6 protein-coding genes are annotated in these 19958 nt (G+C 69.7%); all 6 read left to right on the forward strand.

The window, feature by feature from the left end:
• Positions 1 to 3: 3 nt before the first annotated feature.
• Positions 4 to 15006 (forward strand): hypothetical protein, encoded by a 15003-nt coding sequence (locus ABZX86_RS17095; protein WP_355124428.1) that lies wholly within the window; start codon positions 4 to 6, stop codon positions 15004 to 15006.
• Between the two features lie 91 nt (positions 15007 to 15097).
• On the forward strand, positions 15098 to 15403 hold the full coding sequence (locus ABZX86_RS17100; protein WP_355124430.1) for a hypothetical protein: 306 nt from the start codon (positions 15098 to 15100) through the stop codon (positions 15401 to 15403).
• Positions 15404 to 15656: 253 nt separating this feature from the next.
• Positions 15657 to 16955, forward strand: a complete 1299-nt coding sequence (locus ABZX86_RS17105) for a hypothetical protein (RefSeq protein WP_355124432.1) — start codon at positions 15657 to 15659, stop codon at positions 16953 to 16955.
• Positions 16956 to 16964: 9 nt separating this feature from the next.
• Positions 16965 to 18782: a hypothetical protein gene (locus ABZX86_RS17110; RefSeq protein ID WP_355124434.1), complete on the forward strand. Its 1818-nt coding sequence runs from the start codon at positions 16965 to 16967 to the stop codon at positions 18780 to 18782.
• Between the two features lie 5 nt (positions 18783 to 18787).
• Positions 18788 to 19564, forward strand: coding sequence for an ESX secretion-associated protein EspG (locus ABZX86_RS17115; protein WP_355124436.1), 777 nt, complete (start codon positions 18788 to 18790; stop codon positions 19562 to 19564).
• 21 nt (positions 19565 to 19585) lie between these two features.
• On the forward strand, positions 19586 to 19930 hold the full coding sequence (locus ABZX86_RS17120; protein WP_355124438.1) for a hypothetical protein: 345 nt from the start codon (positions 19586 to 19588) through the stop codon (positions 19928 to 19930).
• The last annotated feature ends 28 nt before the right edge of the window (positions 19931 to 19958 follow it).

A 19958-nucleotide genomic window follows, 5' to 3' on the forward strand; every position in this document is an offset into this window, starting at 1 on the left:
GCCATGATGGAATTTCCCTCCGGGCTCGAGTGGCTGGGCTACCTGGTCGGCATGGAGTGGCCCCAGGGCAATGAGGACCAGATGTGGGCCCTGGCCCAGGACTGGCACACCGGCGGTGACGGATTGCGCAATCTGCTCGACGCCATCGCCGAGGCCAAGTCCAGCACGCTCGCCGCCTATCCGGACGGCGATGGCGTCCAGGCGATGTCGAATGCGTTCGACCTGCTGAGCGGTCAGGCCAGCGCCGACGGGAACACCTCGATCGTCGATCTGGCGGGGTTTTTCGATCAGGTCGGTGATTCGACCTACGACAGCGGCACCCAGATCCAATACACGAAGATCATGTTCTATTCGACGCTGGCCTGGCTGGCGGCGGAAATGATTGCGGTGTGGGCGTTTCCGCCGACCGCTCCCGAGGAGGAGGCCATAGCCGTGGCGTCCGGGCGGGTGGCGGTACGCGTCATCGCCCGGGATGCCACGGAGGCGATCGAGCGCGCCCTGACCAAGCTGGTCGGTCCGGCGCTGGCGAAGTTCCTGCTCAGGCACGTCGCGCTCAATATGGCGATCGGCACTATTCAGGATCTCGGCGCCCAGGAGATCCAGGTGCTGCAGGGGCACCGCAGCGGGATCAACTGGGAGCAGACGGCGGTCACCGCGGTCGGCGCGGGCGCGGGCGGTGCGGTCGCGGGTCCGTTCGGCAAATGGCTGGGCGGCAAACTGGCCTCCAGGGGTATGACCGGCCTGCTGAGCCAGTTGGTGACGCACGCCGGTTCCGGGCTGGTCGGCGCCGGTGCGGGATTCGTCGGCGGGACGGCTACACAGTTCGGCTTCGACGTCGCCCAGCACGGCCTGAGCGATGCCGTCAAGAACCTGGAGAACACCCACCTCGATCCGCGCATGCTGACGGCGGGTTTCGGCGCCGGCGCCATCTCCTCGCTGAATCACGCGGGCGCACACAGCTTCGGCGGCCACGGTCCGGCCACGGCGCCCCACATCGGGGATCTGTCACTGGGCGACGGCACGCACCCCAGGGTGAGCGACCCCGCAGCCCTCGATACCACTGGAACCCATTCCGGCACTCCGGACGAGACGCATGCGGGCGATCTGAACGGTTCCGGCGGCGTCCACTCCGGGGACCCGGGCGCTTCGAGCGGCGGTCACCAACCCGGCGATCCCCAGACCGCCCCCGGCGCCGACTCGAACCACAGGTCCGGCGACGCCGGCAATTCCGATGGCGGCAACCCATCCAAGCCGGGCGACCCGCAGACCGTCACCGCCGGCGATGACACCACACATCGCAGCGGAGCCCCCGATCCCGGAAATGCCAACGGGGACAAGACACACCAACCCGCCGATTCCCAACCCGGTGCGAACGCGGGTGCTGGTCATCAGCCTGCCGATTCCCAACCCGGTGCCAACGCGGGTGCCGCGCATCCGCCTGCGGATTCCCAGCCCGGTGCCAACGCGGGTCCTGGCCATCAGCCCGCGGACTCTCAACCTGCCAACGCGGGCAATGGTCATCAGCCCGAACCTTCGCGGAACGGTGCCGACTCGCCGCAGCCGGTGGTGTCGCAGAATGCCGGCGATGGCAACTCGGGCGGTGCGAGCACTTCCGGTATGAATTCCGGTGTTTCGGCGCCCGCCGGTTCGCCGGGCCCTGCCACCGATCCGGCAGGCGCCGGCCCGACGCTGTCCCCCGCGAGCGCGTCCGCCCCGCCGGAAGCCGCCCCCCAGGCGCAGCCGGCCCCGGATGCGCCCGCTGAGAACTCGAACAGCGCGCCCGCCGCCCAGCCCGCCCCCGAGATCGCGCCGGTCGCTGATTCCAACGCCCCCCGCGACGCGGCCAACCCGGAGCCCGCGACCTCCGGATCCGCAGACGGGAGCGGCTCGCACGCCGCCGCTCCGCACTCATCCGCCCCCGCAGTCGATTCCCCAGCACCTGTCGCCGCCGTGCCGGAATCCCGTGCGGGAGTCCCCCTCCTGGCCGAAGCGCCGGTGGTCGCGCCGAGCGGCCCCGATCACGCCGCGGCTCCAGCGGATCAGCGCACCCCCGCCTCCGAATCCCGAGCCCCCGCCGCCAACCCCGATTCCTCCCGTACCTCGCCCCCGCCCCGCGCTCCCGAGCCCCCACGCCCGGACTCGCCCAGGCCCCCCGCCGTATCCGATCCGACCGCACCCCGCGCCGGCAGCGCTTCCCCGCGTCCCGGCATCGGTGAATCCAAGGCCGGAATCGACACGACCACAACAAAATCCGCCCATGCCCCCGCAACCGGCGTGCAATCCGAACCCCGAGCACCCGAATCACCCGTCCGCGCACCCAACTCCGACGGCTCCGCCCCCCACCCCGGAATCCACAGCGACCCAACCGAACCCACCCCGCCCGCCGACCAGCATCCGGAGTCTCAGCCCGCCGAACGGCAGCCCGAGTCCCTGCCCGCTGAACGGCAGCCGGAGTCCCTGCCCGTCGAACGGCAGCCCGAGTCCCTGCCTGCCGAGCGGCAGCCGGAGTCCTCGCTCGCTGAGCGGCAGCTCGAATCCCCGCCCGCTGAACGGCAGCCCGAGCCCCCGCGCGCCGGTATCGCAGACCCATCCGAGCCCGCGACGGATCGTTCCCTCCCGCATGATCCGCCAGCGGACGACACGCCCGAACCGCAGCGCAACCCCGTGGAGTCGCGCGCGCCCGGCCCCGACGAACAGCAACCACCGCGCGCGCCGCACGACGAAGAAGCAGTGGCCGACAACAGCGATCCGGCCGATACGCACCCCGGTGAGCCTCGTCCGGAGGACTCCGCTGCCAGCGGCCGGCACCCAGATCCGTTGGCCCCCCGCGACTCCGGCCCGGCCGAGCCGCACGAACTCACCGACCCGCGCCCCGAAGATCCCGCCGCGACCGACCGCGTCCCGGAAGATTCACATCCCGAGAAACTTCCGGCCCCCACCGAGCCCCGAGCCGACGACTCGCAGCCTGAAGCCCTGCGGCCGGAGGATCACCGGCCCGAGGACCTGCAACCGGAGGACTCGCCTCCCGAGGACTTGAAGCCGCAGGATCAGCGGCCCGAGGACTCGAGGCCCCAGGATCAGCGGCCCGAAGACTTGAAGCCGGGGGATGAGCGGCTCGAGGACTCGCGTCCGGGGGATGAGCGGCCCGAGGACTCGCGTCCGGAGGGTCAGCGGCCCGAAGATTCGCGTCCGGGGGATGGGCGGCTCGAGGATTCGCGTCCGGGGGATGGGCGGCTCGAGGATTCACGTCCGGGGGATGGGCGGCCCGAAGATTCGCGTCCGGAGGGTCAGCGGCCCAAGGACTCTCGTCCCACAGATCCGGCGCAAGCGCCGGAGCACGCCGGCGCGCCCGACCGGGAGCACTCGAGCGGCAAGCACGATGACGAAGGTCCGGAGTACTTCGGCGGGGACGACTGGGGTACGGATCCTTCCGCCGGGTTGGTACCGCTGATGCCGCTGGATCCCGTGGTGGAGCATCCGGCCACGCGCCCGTCCGACACCGCGCCGTCACCGGCCGGGCACGACGGCCCGCCGAGTAGCCATGACGCACCGCGTGATTGGTCGCCGCGCCCGGACGATCACTGGTCGGGCCTGGATCCTCGCGAGGTGAAGGAGGAGCTCGAACGTCGCTGGAACTTGGACGTGCGAGGCTTCGAACTCCCCGGTGTCGACCCGGAGGCGGTTCGCGAGTTCGCCCGCGCCATCGACGAGATGATGGGCCGCTACCCGGACGGCAGGAACCTCGAGATCGTCTCGATCGAGGCGATACCCGACCGGGATACGTTCGCCTACCACCGGCCGCGCCGTGAATATGTCGGCGCGGAACGCTATCGCCGCTTCGGCGCGGGCAAGATCACGCTGAGCCTGCACTACGCGTCCCATCCCGAGGCTCTGGCCCGCACGATCGCCGAGGCAGAGGCCGACGGTCACCTGGTTCCGGGTTCGGCTGCGCGCCCGGTGCATTCGACAATCGTGCACGAGTTCGCGCACGCACTCGACGCCGAGGCGCAGGAGGTGTGGCAGACCGCCGAGCGGGCCCTGCGCGAGCACTTCGAGAGCACTCGCCCCACCATGGACGCGCAGGAGTTCCGGGACGAATACCGGGAGTGGCTGAATCAACTCAGCGGCTACAGCTTCGACGCGAACGGCCGATTCGATGAGGCCGAGGCGCTGGCCGAAGCCTTCACCGATGTCGAGTACAACGGCGAAGCCGCGACCGAGCCCGCCAAGGTCCTCTACTGGCACCTCATGGACGAGATCACCAGATTCGGCCCCGACCCCGAATCCGCCGACCACGTCCCCGCCGACACAATCTCCCGCCTCCCGTCCCCGGACCCAGTCGCCGAGCCCCACCCCGCCCCGGACGCCGCCGAGCCCCACCCCGCCCCGGACGCCGCCGGGACCCGCCCCGCCCCGGACGCCGCCGGGACCCGCCCCGATCACCTCCCATCGGAGGACACCACCTCCACCGAACCGAAGCCCGACCACCCCACATCGGACATTTCGGGCGAGCACCCGCACCCTGACGAACCTCACCCCGAGGACCCGTCGGCGACTGAGCGCGATCCCGACGCTGACCATCCAAATGATCAGCGACCGAACGACTCTGATCCGGCCGAGGCCCCGCCACGCGACGAATCCCTGCCGCAGGATGAGGCTGTGCCTCGCGACGGGGCTGTGTCCCGCGGCGAGGCTGTGCCGCGTGACGAGACGCAGACGCGCGATGAAGTCCTACCGCGTGATGAAGTTGCGTCCCGCGATGAGGCCCTGCCGCGTGACGAGACGCTGCCGCGTGACGAGGCTGTGCCCCGCGACGAGACGCAGACGCACGATGAAGTCCTACCGAGTGACGAAGTTGCGCCGCGTGACGAAGCTGCGCCGCGTGACGAAGCTGCGCCGCGCGATGAGGCCCTGCCGCGTGACGAGGCTGCGCCGCGCGATGAGGCTGCGCCACAGGATGATTCCCCGCTGCGAGGCGACACCCCCGTTGCCGAGCGGAGGTTGCCGGACGCTGAGCCGAAGCCCGCCGACCGGTCGCCGCAGCCCGAGACATCGCGCCCGGGGGAGCGCCCTGCGAGTGATACCCGTCCCGGCAGCGCGCGGACACCCGACGAGGCGCGCCCGGAACCGCAGCAGGCGCGCGATGTTCGCCCGGCGGCCGAACCTCCGGTCGAGCAGACCCATCCCGCCGGCGCCCGGAGGGATGACGCCGCGCCCGGCGAGTCGCGCCGATCCGAGGGCGATCGCCCCTCGCTCGAGCCGGTCTTCTCCGATGGATCCGAGCACCTGCCGTCGGCAGCTCACGACGGCGCGCCCCCGCCCGGCGAGCGGACCGCAGGCGATGGCGCCCCGGAATCCCCGTCCCCCAAGCCTGATTGGACGTCCAGCCACGACGACGAATGGTCGGCGCGGAATGCGGACGAGATCGTCAAGACGCTCAAGGATCGCTGGGGTATCCAGGCCTACGGCTTCGACCCAGCGATCCATCCCGAGGTGCTCCGCGAGTTCGCCCGAGCCATCGACGACATGATGAAGAAGTACCCCGCTACCCGCCTGATGTCGATCCGCATCGACAATCTGGGGGACAAGACCTTCGCGGAGGCGAACGCCATCCGCGATGCCTCGGGGAACAAGCGCGCCCGGAACATCATCCTGAACAGGAAGTTCGCCCTCGATCCGGAACATCTCGCCACCCGGATCACCGAGAACGAGCAGGACGGTGAGCTGGTGCCCGGCTCGGGCGACCGTCCGGTCTACTCGACGATCGTGCACGAGTTCGCGCACGCCATCGACTTCACCACCGAGGGCAAGGCCCGCGAGGAAGCCCTCTCCGTCCTGCTCGACCACCACATGGCCGACAAGAGCTTGAAAGGCGGCTTCACCCGCTGGATGCGCCGGGAGCTCAGTGGATACAGCTTCGACGAGCACGGCATGCTCGACCGCCCCGAAGCCCTCGCCGAGGCCTTCACCGACGTAGAACTCAACGGCGCCAACGCAAGTGACGGCTCCAAGCTGCTGCACAAACTGCTCGTGGACACCCTCGCCGACCACGCTGCGTCGAGCCGCCCCCGAACCGACCCCTCCGCTCCCGGAGCCCCTCTCCACATTCGTGACACAGCGGAAGGCCCCGGCCAGGCGGTCGCCCGTGATCCCGCCGACGCCCACGAGCCCCCCGGTGCCCGCCCCCCGGAGGCCGCACCCCGGCCCGAGGCTCCCCATGACGCCGCGAACCTGGATCCGGCTACCTCCCTGGACCATTCGGGCGAGCACACCGAACCGTCTCCCGGCCATGACCCATCGGACGAGTCGCGATCGGAGACGGACGGCGCCGGGAATCCGGAGCTCGGGGTCGAGCCGGAGGACCAGACGAGCGAGCCACTCATGCGCCGCGCGTCGGACCCGAATGATCCGGACACCTGGATCGATCGCATGAATGCCGAGCACGCCGACATCTCGGCTCGGGCGGACGCGAACGATGCCCGCTACCTCCACGATCTGGCCGACCGCGAGGTGCCGGGCACACCGGAGGCCTACGAGGCCCGCCTCCGAGCCGAGCAGGCGGACCTACTTGCCCGCATCTCCGCCGAGCGCGCGGACTACCTCTGGGAGATGGCCGGCGGCCGCCCGGAAGACGCATCCGAAAGCCTCACCGCCGGTGCGGAACCGGTGCAGGGCGGCGAGTCGAACCCATCCGCTCCGAAGGGTGAACTCCCACCAGCCGCCGACGGCGCCGGAGACGGCGGAAAGAAGCCCCCCGCCCCGCCCCGGGGCAGCGCGCCCGAGCCCGAGCCCGGCGACGAAAAGTCAACGCCCGCAGGCGAGAACGAGGAACCCGCACCGGACGGCCGGAACACTCCGCCCCCGGGCGAGGGTGAGAAGCCGGCGGCGGACCCGGGCGCGACGGCCGGGCCCGAGGGTGAGAAGCCGGCGGCCGAGCAGGGCGTGAACGCCGGGCCCGAAGGTGAGAAGTCCACGCCGCCAGGGCAGCCGAAGCCCGCAGGCGAGCACGAGGCTCCTGCGGCCGAGCAGACGCCGGACCCGGACCACGCCGCGAACGCCGAGGAGAAGGCGCCCCCGGGCGGGGAGGTGGTGCCCACGTCGGAGGCGCCGACCGCGGAGATTGCTCCTGCGGGGGAGGGCGCGCCGGACGAGTCGGGCCCGCGTTCGGTGGATCCGGCCAAGGTATCGCCCACGCTGCGGGCGGTGCTGGACTTCCTGGCGAAAGCGCCGCTCGAGCACAATGCCCATCAGCGCACGCCGGAGGAGCTGCAGTACCTGGCCCGCCTGGCGGACGCCTTGGGTCTGTCCGATGCGCTGAACCGGCGTCCGGATGCCCTGGCGTCGCTGCAGGAACTGGCCGAAATAGCCAGGGCGCGTGTCTTCTTCGGTGACCCCGACACCGGTCGTCCACCGGCGTCGATGCGGAATCCGGAGGAATTCGACCCGCTCTCCCTCGATGAGCGGTACGGCGGTGAGGAGTACTGGCGGAACGAGGTCGATCCCGGCGAATTGCGTGCGACCGAGGCCGAGCTCCGTGACCTGGGTATCGCCGACCGCTTGAACGACGCCGCCGCAGCAGAGGCCGCGGCGGGCCGACCGGCGCTGGAGCGCAATGCTTCTCGCCCCCCGGACGAGCATGCCGGTCTGCCGTTGGAGCCGTGGTCGGATCCGGCCCACAATGCGGATACCGCCCCGCGTGCTCTGACCATGGATGAGCTTCGCGAGGACATCGCGCGCCGTCTGGGCTTGTCCGATGAGCAGATCTCGCCCGAACGCCTACCGGAGACAGCGGGCGAGCTGCAGTACCGGAATATGTTGCGCGCCGGTGCGATCGAGGCCCTGGACGAGGCCTCCGCCCGCCATGACGCGGCGACCGATCCCGGACAGCGCGCGCAACTGGCGCAGATCCGCGACGAGTGGGCACGCCTGCTGCGCGTCGATCCGGATCAGCTGGCTCGCGGAGTGCGCGAGCAGACGCTGGCCGATCTGCGCAATGAAACCCTGCGCCGCACAGCGGATGTCGCGGATCTCATGGCCGCCACGTTCCACGCCCCCGACCCTTCCGGCCCGCAGCATCTGGTGCTGGAGGCCGACGGCGAGCGCGTCCACGTCACGGTGCGCACCGACGAGAACGGCGTCAAGCATCTCGAGCCCGCCACCCGCCCGTCCCTACCCGGCGATCGGGTTCCGGCGAAAACCGAGCCGGTGCGCCCGCCGTTCCTGCAGCGACTCTGGAAATTCATCCGGGGTGGATTCCACGATCAGTACCCGAAATACGCCTCAGGCTCGGGTCTCGACGGCACAGGCCAGAAGCAGATCATCCACGAGATCGGCGGCTGGCTGCACAACGACTTCCTGCACGAACTCGATATCAACCCGTCCCGCCTGGCCAAGGAATTCGCGACCTTCTGGAAGGCGCGCGAGGATCTTCCCCTGGTCAATCGGCTCACCGCCAAGATCGCGAACGTGACGTCGGAGGTTGTTCCGATGCGCACCAGAGACGGTGGCGAGTACGAGCCGTGGTTCAGCGAGGTGGACCCGGCCACCCGTGCGCGGGCGGCGGCGGACCTGCTCGCAGCGGGTATCTCGAACGAGGATCCGCCCTCCGCTCGACCGGTCGAGAAACCGCCCGCACTCGCCCCCGCCGAGGATCCGGCGGCGGTCGCACAGCGTCCGCCCTTGCCCGAGTTGACAACTGGTGAGCATCCCGCCGAACTGCCTGGCGGACAGCATGATCCAGAGCCCCAGCCGCATCCGGATGATTCGGCCGGCACCCGCGAGGAATTGCCGAAGGCGCTCGCCGATCAGCTCGACCTCCGCGACGACGCCCTGCGGGAGGTGCTGAAACAGGCTGCGCGACAGGGCATCGACCTGACTACGGCCGACCCGGAAACACTGCGCAAATTCGTCGACAGAGCGAACTACGTGATGATGCGCCGCGCGGGCGCGGTGGAAGCACTGGCCGATGCCGCGCGCAGCTACAACCTCCAGGACGGTCGTGTTCCCTACAGCAGGGAGATGAACTTCTTCGACAAGGATCCGCTGGGTCGTTACCTGCGTGAGCTGGTGCACAGCGATCCGACTCGAAAAGAATGGGCGATCAGCAAACTGGCCCGCAAAATCGGATTGATCGGCAAGGACGATCCGCTGGTCACCGCGCTCGAGTGGGAGAGCAAGCCGAACGGTGGCGATCCGGCACGCCACTTCGACAGCCTGTCTCCCGAGGAGATGTCGACCCGCAAGGAGGGCATCCTCTTCGACCGCGCCCTCATGCGCGACCAGATTCGCGAGGAACGGTCGAATTGGGCGCAGATGCTCGGTGTCGGCCTGGACGAACTGACTCCCGAACGACTGCCGCACACCCTCGCCGAATTGCGCATGGCGGTGCGTGAGCACGCCGATCAGGTGGTCGATTTCCGGCACGCGGTCGACGACTATGTGACCGCCGACGACCAGGTGCGCGCGACGGCCAACGGCATCGCCGATGATGTCGCCAGATCCTGGGTCGACGAGCACGGCGGCGTGACCCTGGACGACAGCGTGAGCATTCTCGCCGGTGATCCGCCCCGCCTGACGGTGATTCGGGGCGGTACCGACCACGCGGAGGTACTGGCCACCTTCCTCGCCGAGCATCCGGAGATCGGTCACCAGCTCAACGACGGCCGCCTCGCACTGGATTTCCGCGCGGTCAAGCTCGACGAGCTCGGCAACCTGCACGTTGTCGGCGAGCCGACCCCCGAGGTGCGCTTCCACGAGCTCGACCTGAATGGTGAGCGGGTCCCGGCCACCATGCTGCGCGACGATCCGGCCGCACCCTGGCGCATGCCCGAGCCCTCGACGCCCGACCCGGTGCCGGCTGCGGAGCCGCACACCTCCCCGCGCTCAGCCGACGAATTGCTCGCCGAGCGCAATGCGCTGGCGAAGAAGCTGCTCGTCTACCGCGACGATCTGTCCCCGGATGAGCTGGCCGCGACCATCAAGGCCATGCAGCACGAGAACGCCCTGCGTGCCGCCCAGATCGAGGGCATGGCCGACTTCATCCAGAGCAGTGACAAGATCGAGGGGTTCCACGGCCTCAATGAGGCGCTGCAGGAACTGGCCCACCGGCTGGGGCTCGATCCCGCCGAGCTCACGCCCGAGCGGATGGCCGAGGCCATGGCCGATCCGGGTGTGCGCAATGTGCGCCGCCTGCAGGCGGTGGAGGATCTGCTCGCGTACGCGAAGGCGCTGGGCAAACCCAATCTCGATGCCGCCCTTGCGGCGCGGGCGAAGCTGGCCGAGCGTCTCGGTGTCGCGCCCGAGGATCTGTACGGCGAGAAGTACAACAAGAAGGCGGATCTGTTCGAAGCGGATCCCGAGTCCGCCGATCCCAAGGCGACAGTGCGGGCGATCAACGATCTGCTGCATCGGTCCCTGGATCGGCCGGAATTGCTTGCGGCGCTGACCGAATACGCGCGCAGCCTGGGCAATCTGGATCCGTTCCACAACGATTTCCAATTCGACCCGAAGACGGATCCGCGGATTGCCGAGGGCGAGCTGCCCATTCACGATCCGGACGCGCCCAATCACCTGCGCGGCTTCGCTCCCGACCTGATGGGCGAGGCGCCGCGGGTGGACGAACCGCCCCAGGACGGGCCGGTGTGGGCGCGGCTGCAGGGTTTGGAGCTCGGTGACGATCCGGTACGGAAGACCAAGGCCTACGAGGCTTATCTCGACGGCAAGATCGAGAAGTTCGAACGCCCGACGGATGAGGACACCAAGCAGACGATCGAGGACCTGCGCGCCGAAGTCAGTGCGCGCGCTGCCGATATCGAGGCGCTGAAGCAGGTTTCCGAGCAGTACAACCAGGCCGTCGCGCCACTCGAGGCGGAGCTTCCGCCCGCCCGTCCGAGCCTTGCCGCCGCCCAACTCGACAGCGCGCGAACCGGTTTCGAGCACGCGGGCAACAGCCTTGACGCGGCACTGAACCGGGTCACCCAACCCGATGCGCACGCACCGCATCTGGAGGCGGCTCCGGGCCGTCCGATTCGCCCCGAGGATCTGACGCCGCAGCGGCTGGCGTCCACGCTCGAACATCTCGGGCAGCTGCCCGTCCCGGAGGCGTTGCGCTCCAGCCATGAGGCGCGGATAGCCGAATTGCGCGCTGCCGCACAGGATTACCACGCTGCCGAGGAACGCGTACGGGTAGCCGAGCGGGAGCTGGATCGCTCCCTCGCGGCCGGTGCGCGGCCGGGCGAGGCTCCGATAGACACGCTGCGTCGTGAGCACGACCAGGCGGTGCGCGACCGCAAACAGGCGATGAGCGGTGTCCGCGTCAATGAATCCGACCTGACCCCCGAACACTTCCGCGATGCCCTGGACGAGGCCGCCCAGCACGCCCGAACTCCCGATGAGCAGGCTGCGGCCACCCCGCGAATCAATCGGCTGCACGACGTGACCGTGCGGGTGCATCAGATCGAGGAATTGATCGCCCGCCACGAGGCCGAGGCCCAGTCGCAGGCCCGCGCCGCGGAGTCCCCACTCGATACGGCCCGCCGCGAATCCGCTTCGGCCCAGCGGGAACTCGATGCCGCGAAGGCCGCCCGCGACGCTGTCCTGAACGAGCCGAAACCCTCCGGCGCCGCCGAATTCGAGGCGCACACCGACGCCCTCCGAGAAGCCGTGCACCGCGTCGACGAGGCGCAGACCGCCGCCGACCGCTGGTCAACCGAGGCAGATCGGCTGCAGTCCGCCGCCGATCGCGCCGCCGTCTCACCCCACGAGGCCGCAGCCCTCGCCCGCGACGCCGCCCACGCCGCCCTGAAGCAGGCGATCACCGACTTCCGCGCCGCCACCGGCCTGAACCGCGTCGCCGAATCCGACCTCACCCCAGAACATCTCGACGCCACCCTCGACACCCTCCGCGGTGAAACCGTCCTATCCAACGCCCCAGGCAGCCGCACCGCCTTCGAAGACCTCCGCACCGCCGCCGAAAACCTCCACCGCGCCGAAGACCTCGCCACCTGGGTCGACGAAAACATCCCCCGCCCCACCGACCCCACGTCGCCGCCCCCCGACGGCCCTGGCCCCGACGGAGATGGCTCTGGCCCGGACGGTAGTGGTCCTCATCCCGCGGGGGATGGCCCGACCGGCGGCGCACCGGAAACACCTGTGGGCGCTAACGAACCGGGCGCTCACCTCGGCAATCCGAATGGTGAATCTCCGCAGCCGCCTATCGATCGGGCTGGGGGTGCTGGTGCCGAGGATGCAGGCCTCGGCGCTCCAGAACAGGCTGGCGCAGATCCTGTTGCGGCTCAGCATGATCCGAACGAGTCGGCGGGTGGTCCGCTGGAGTCCGAGTCCGAGGCCGCGGCGGCTCCGGAGTCCGGCGGCTGGCGTGCGGCGGGGCCCGCCCACACGCACGAGCCGACCACCCCGGATATTGCGGCCCGGCTGACGGAGCAGGGGCAGGTGGAGGAGCAGCGCGCGCAGGCTGCGCTGGCCGCAGCCGGTGACCTGGCCCGCACCCTGGACCCGGCCCTCGACCCGCGCGGCATGAGCGCGCACGACCTCGAGGCCGCGATCAACACCAGGCTCGCCGCCGAGGCGACCCGCATCGACGAGATCATGAACCGCGCCCACGTTCCCAAGGAACAGATGGTGCGGTACTTCGAGGAGCGCGACGAGGCCCAGCAGCGCATGGCGGAACTGACCAGACTCCGTGCGCGACTGGCCCAGCACTTCGGCGACTACCACCAGTCGCACCGCGATTCCGTCGACGCGATGACCCGCGCGCAAATGCTGGCAGCCGAGGACGTACTCACCCGCGCCGGCGCCGCCAACCTCGCCCCCGGCGTCGGACTCCTCGCCGCCGACCGCGAGGTCCTGGTAGTCAGCCCACTCTCCGACCCAAGCGCCGTACTCGACGAAAACCTCCGCACCACCCTCGCCGCCCAAGGCATCTCGGTCCACTACCAGCAAATCCATCTCGCCCCCGACGGCACCGTCACCGTAGTCGACCTCCTACCCCCAGAACCCCCTTCCTCGGGCCCCACCTCCGAACCGCCACCCCCCGGCCCCGACGGTTCCGGCCCGCTACACCCGAATCCGCTTCCGCCCCAAGGCCCCTCGCCCACCCCGAGTTCCGGCGCGGAGCCGTTGCCTGCCGCCACCAGTTCGGCTGCGGAGCCGTTGCCCGCTGCCCCCGGCACCTCCGCAACCGCAGAGCCCCATGGTTCGCAGTCGGAGTCCCCGGCTGCCGATCCTGGCGCATCTGATGGGAAGTCTCAGGATCCGGATGCGCCGGTTGCTCCGGTTGCTCATGGATCTGAGTCGGAGTCTTCGTCGGGTGACCGGGATGGGTCTGGTGCGGAGGAGCAGGATCCGGGTGCGCCTCGCAATCCCGTTCCCGTTCATGGTGAGTCGCCGTCGAATGGCGAGTCGCCGTCGAGTGGTGGTGAGTCGTCGGGGAGTGGCGGCGATGAGGGTGGGGGTGCTGATTCGGGTGGGCGTAGTCGCGGCCGGGCCGACGATTCCGGCCCGGTTGGCGCCGCGCGGGCCGACGATTCCGGCCCGGTTGGCGCCGCGCGGGCCGAGGACGCCGGGGCGGGTGATGATCCGCGGTGGTTGCGGGATTTCGCCCGAGAGCGCTCACATATGCCGATCGTGCCGCACAACCTGCGGACGAACTTCCCGAACTACACTCCGCAGCCGTCACAACAGCCGTATCCGTGGACGCCGCCTGCGGATTTGGTGCCCGGCCCGCAGCAGCCGCAGCCCCCGGTCCCGCCCCCACCCCCGACAACCCCGCCGCCCCCGAGTGCGCCGCCCAACCCGGCGCCCCCGCACACCCCGACCCCGGCACCGCCGAGCATTCCGGCGCCGCCGGCGCCTCCCATGCCGAAACCGCCTGCGCCTCCGACGGTTCCGCCCGCACCCCCGACGGTTCCACCTGTACCCCCGACGGTTCCGCCAGCGCCTCCGACGGTTCCACCTGTACCGCCGACGGTTCCCCCGCCGCCTGTGCCGCCGTCCCCGCCGAGTGAGCCGTGCCCGCCCGGCTCCCCGTACCCTCCTCCGGGTTGGCCACCCGGCCAACCGGTTCCACCACCGGGCACCTGGCCGCCAGGTCAACCTGCGCCGCCCTCAGGAACTTGGCCGCCTGCCCAACCGGTGCCGCCTGGTACATGGCCACCCGGCCAACCGGGTTCGCCCCCTGGCACTTGGCCACCCGGTGGTTCCCAGCCCCCGTCCGGGGGAGCCCCCGGCGGTGGTGCGCCGTGGAATGACGGCGGCCATCCGCCGACCTCACCCTGGCCGAATGATGGTGTGCCACAACCGCCACACGGTTCGCCGGATGGCCCCGGCAGCGGCCCGCACGGTGGCGCGCCGCACGGACCGGGTAGCCCCTATGCCTCCGGGCCGGACGGGGCAGGGACGCCGCACGGATTCGCGCCGGACAGGTCGGGCGGACTCGCCTCGGATGGTGGTCCAGCCTCCGCAGCCGGCGGCCCGGGCAACCAGCCCACGGCGGCCCCGCCGATGGGTGCGCCGCCGATGGGCGGCGCACCCGGCCATGGCAACGGTGACGGAGCCAAGCCTCGGCAGCGGTTCCCGCGCGCCTCCGGTCCGGTCAACAGCGGCGGGGAGCTGTATCTGCGTTCGCATTCCGGGTTCGGCGAGTGCGCGCTCTTCGATCCGGCGACGGGCGCGATGCGCTCGGCCCCGCCGGGCGGTGGCTCGATGTCCGGCGTGTACGGAGATATGGACGGCGTGCCCGTGATCCTCTACCGCGACGCCCAGCAGGGATTGGTGCTGCGCGTCGCGGACCAGGTGTTCCCGGTGGATCGTCTGGGCGCGGACGCGATCTGGGAGCACACCAGGGATTTCCATCGATTCGCGGTGCGGGTGGAGGGCCGCCCGCACTGCGAGGTGCGGTACCGCCCGGTGTCGTCCGACGCGGATCTGGGCATGCTCATTCGAGACGTGCTCGCCGACCCGGCCCGCAGGTCGGGCATCTTCGGGTGATCGAGGTGAGTTGGCCAATTCTTACGACTTCGGTCACCCCACGGTCATCCGGCATATGTGATGCTGACAAGCAACGAGGGAGGATACGGACGTGCGCGACGGCTATCCCAGCCACGACGAGTTGCGGGAGAACTTCGACCAGGTGCTGGCGGACGTGCTGGCAGGGCAGGGCCCCCGCAGCGCCACCGGCCTCGACGACGACACCCAGACCGCCCTGTGGGCGATCTTCAAGGCCTATCCTGACGTCACCCCCGAGATGGTCGAGGCCGCGCGGCAGGCCCTCGCCGGCCAGCTCGACGGCAGCAATGCCGCGCGCTGGGAGCAGGACATGGAGAAGTGGTTCGAGGAGCGTGAACAGCGCAAAAACGCCCGCGAGCAGCAGGAGCACCCGGACTAGCGGGCTACCGATCGTAGCGGGACGATTCGCATCGGAGGTGAAGTCGGAGAACACTTTCCGCGCGGCCCGGCGCGGCATCGTCGCGTCGTGAATTCGCCGATATTTCCGGATTCAGCAACCACACGGTCGGCCGGGATATGTGATGCTGGCAGTCGGTTAGTCGACAGCCGAGGAGGATGGACGTGCGCACTGGCTGCCCGATGCCGCGCATCGGGGCATGGAGACGACGACCCCCGAGAGGAGCCGATCGCCCATGACCACGTCGCACGATGCCAGCGAAACCCGTACCGGTGAACAGGATCCCAGCACCGCCGCTCCGGGCGCGGTCGGCCCGGACCTCGAATCCGTCCCGGATGTCGGCTTCAATATCTCCTCGGACGGCGTCGTCACCGATGTCATCGATCCCGCCGAGCAGTCCCGGCAACTGGCGCATCGTATTGCGCGCGAACTGATGTCGATCGCCCCCGAGGGCTGGCACCACGTGGATGCCGCATTCTCGCTGACGGTCACCGGCAGCCTGGCCCACGTGGTCTTCCACGACGACCAGCAGCGGCAGGCCCGGATTTCTCCGTCGCAGGAAGTACTTTCGCTGGTCGCGGAGCATCGTGAGGTCGCGGCCCAGCTGGGCGACGGTCCGTGGTGGCGCCTACTGCTGTCGGTCACCACGACCGGCGAGCTGACCGTCGACCACGATTACGGCGACGAGCCCTTCCCCGACGATCAGCTCTTCGCCCCGCAGGACTACCTCGCGGATCTCGGCGCCTACCCGCGCGCCGTCCTGCCCACCTGGCTGGGCGCCTATGTGCGCCATGACAATCGGCAGTCGCGCACTCCGAAGCAGGCGGCCGTCGCCGCCCGCGCCGATCGCGAATCCGGTGTGCTGCCGGCACTCTCGCAGGATGATTTCCCGGACCTCCCGCTGCTCTGGGCGCGCTGGTCGGCCATCGCGGCGGCCTTCGTCGCGGTCGGTTCGGACTGGGGTCCGCGTGCGCTGCCGTCCTTCGGCTGGTTCGAAGGCTCCCGCCGCTCCGGCTCTTCGCTGTACGTCCTCCCGGGTGGCCGCGCGGTGCTTTCAGGAGGTGTGTGGGACGCCCCGGAGTTATCCGCCGCCTACAACGGCAGAGCGCCGCTGCCGCAGCTGTACTCGGGTGCGCCCGAGTGGGTCGCGAATTCGGTGGTCAACGCCCGCGCCGCAGGCGGTCTGCTGAGTTTCTGCTACTGGTGGGAGCGCGGTCGCTGGTATCGCGGCGAGTCTCCGGCAGCGGCCGATCTCGCCGCCGCGGTGCCCGGTATCTGGACCCCGACCACGGTCGCCGATGTGATCGCCGGCCTGGTGGCCGAGGACCCCACTCCCGAACAGCGCACTGCGATAGCCGAATTCGTCGCCGCCGCCGAGCGCGGCGATATCACCCGCGCCCTGCTGGCCGAAACATTCGGTCCCGCAGCATATCTGGATGAGGCGCACTACCAGCTGACCTTGGCGGGCCTGATCCGCACCGACCCGGACCCGCTGCCGGAGTCGGAAGTGCATTCGACGAGTTGGACGAGTTAGGAGCGGGACATGGGTACCGAATCCGTCAACCCCTGGCTTGGCACCGCGCAGGCGGCGCACGATGGCACGCTGACACTCGACAAGGGTGCGGCGACAAAGGCCGCCGGCTACGCGGCGGACCTGTCGCACTCACTGACCATGACCAAGCAGTGGGTGTTCGTGGTCAAGGAGCACAAGGGTTTCAGCGATAACGGCTATCTGCCGAAGGCGGTGGCGCTCGCGGGCCGTTTCGATACCGAGGGCGGCCGCCTCGCCACGATCATCGACCACTACATCACCCTGGTGGACGCGCTGGGTGACACCCTGGTGACGGCGGGCAAGCTGTACGACGCCACGGAGGAGGATTCGACCACCGCCTTCAACGACTTCAAACGGACCTCCGACGGCAACTACCCGGTCCTGAACCTGACGCCGAACGGCAAGGCCGCCATCCCGACCTGGAGTCAGCCGACGGCGGATGCCGCTTTCGACAAGAACAGCGGATACGGCGGTCTGAAGGGCATCGGCAAGACCGATCTCGCGCACTACACCGACGCGATCGGCGCCGAGGATCCGACAGGCCATGGCGGCCAGTGGTTCTACGAGGTCGGAGTCGGCATCAATCCGCAGACGGTGGCCGATCGCAGCGATGACTGGAAGACCATGGCCGGTTGGATCTCCAGGGATTTCAACACTCTCGATACCCTCATGGCGGGGTTCGAGAAGGACAAGTCGTGGACCGGCGCCGGCGCCAAGGGCGCGATCGCGGCGGTCAAGCAGTTCAAGACCCAGGCCGATGACCTCGTCACCGAGATGGGCCTGATGTCATCGAATCTGGACTTCACCGCCGGCTTCCTGCGCAATACCAAGGCCGCGCTGCCCGAGGGCTGGGACGGCGACAAACTGAACGGCACTCCCACCGAAGACGCCGTGGTCAAGGTGGCGATAGCCGGTTTCAAGGCCTGGTACATCCCCGGAATGCCGCACGCCAGCACCGCGATTCCGAAACTGTCCGATCCCACCGCACCGCCGCCCAGCCTGCAGACGCCGCCGACCCATCAGCCCAGGACCGGGCCGGGCAGTCAGCCGTCGACCGGGCCGGGTTCCTCGCCCGGAGCCGGTCCGTCGGCGATGCCGTCGCTGGGCGGCCAGTTGCAGAGCCTTTCGAACGCGGCTTTGACCCCCAAAGAGGCGAAGCTCCAAACGGATCCGAGCAAAACCGATCCGAGCAAGACAGATCCCAGCAAGACCGATCCGGGCAAGTCAGATCCGGGTACGTCCGGCCAGCCGGATCCAAATCAGTCGGACCCTGGTCAGAACACCAATCCCGCGGCGACGAGCCAGGATTCGAGCTCACAGGCGTCCCAGCTGCAAAGCGCCCTGCAGCAGGCCGCCCAGAGTATGCAGTCGGCGCAGACGACCACCGCGCAGCAGCAACAGCAGCAGACGCAGGATCAGCTGAAGGATATGACCCTGGCAGGAATGCCCAATCTGCTCAATCAGCTGTCCAAGGATCTGCCGGGCGGCGGCGGGCCCGGGGGCGGTGGTCCCGGCGGCCTCGGAGTGGCCCCTCTCAAAGAGCTCAACTCACGCCTGTTCCCGCGTGCGGCCGTCGCCATCGAATCCGCCGACGCCGCCATCGCCCGGGCCGGAATCGCCGCCGGTTCCGCGACCGCGGCGCCGATGGGCGGTATGGGCGGCGGTATGGGCGGTATGGGTCACGGCGCCGGTGGCCATGGCGGTCAGGGCAAGGAGCACAAGCGCGCCGAATTCCTCGATTCGACCGAGGCGCTCGAGACCGCCATGGGCGAGGCGCCGATCGTGGCGAAGCCCGTGGTGGAGGGCTGACCTCGGTGCAACGATCCTGGACCCTCACCGATCTGGAATTCCTGGTCCTGTGGGAGGAGCTCGGCGAGGAATTCCTGCCGATCCCGCTCATGTACGCCAGCCGCACCGAGTGGTGGGACGACCACCTGGCGAATGTGGCGCGCACCAAAGAGGCGCTGCGCGACCGCGATCCGGCGCTGGCCGAGGTGCTGCCCGTACTGCGCACGCCCGACGTCCGGGTGGAGGTGCGCGGCTGGGACGGCCGCGACCGCACCAGCCCCGAGGCCAGCATTCGCATGCTCGGCATCCGATCCGGCGATTTCGGCTATCTGGTGGTGCAGCACCCCGGCGAAACCGTGCGGCACAGTGCGGGATTCACCATGACCGAATTCGACGCCCGCGAACTGGCGGCACAGATCGTCGCCGCACTGCCGGATACCGCCGCGGGTCGCGGCCGCGAGATCGTACTGGCCGAATCCGAGCACACCGACGAATTCGACTACGGCTACGGCCTGTCCCCGGCGCATGAAACCATGGAGGGCACGGTGATCGACCGCGCCTCCGACTTCCTGGCGGCCCCCGCGCCGAGCATGGGCACCATCGATGTGGTGCAGGGCCGTTCGCGATTCGGCCCGCGCGGCATCATCCGTTTCCAGCTGGAGTGGCGCGATCTGATCGATGACGGCCGCTATGTCGTCACCGCGGATTTCCCGCCCGTCGCCGCGCCCGCCGATCGCAAGCGTATGACCACGGCCGTGGACACCCGCATCACCGAGGTGCTCATGGCCATCGAGGACGAATGAGTGTGAAAGGCAGGTATCTCAGTGCAATCCGATAGTGCGCCGTTCCCGACCGAGTTCACCGTCGCCTCCCGGACGGGAGCGGTGGTGGTGTGCACCACCGAACAGGGCCTGCCGCTGGCCGTCAGCGTAGAGCGGGACCAGCTTCGCAATGATCCACAGGCACTGGCCGGTGAGATTCTGCGCCTGTGCAAACAGTCTGCCAATCGAGCCGGTCTGCAGCGCCGCGAGCAGCTGCGCGCCGCGGGCCTGGCGCCCGAGCTGCTGGCCCTGACCGGCCTGCCGACGGTCGCCGAGGTGACCCGCCAGGAGTACGTCGAGGAGCAGGATTACGAGACCGAACCGGACAGTTGGTTGCGGCCCATCTAAACTGGACGAAAGCCGCAGTGCGGCAGGC

It is taken from the genome of Nocardia sp. NPDC006630, assembly GCF_040611495.1.
Lineage (GTDB): Bacteria > Actinomycetota > Actinomycetes > Mycobacteriales > Mycobacteriaceae > Nocardia.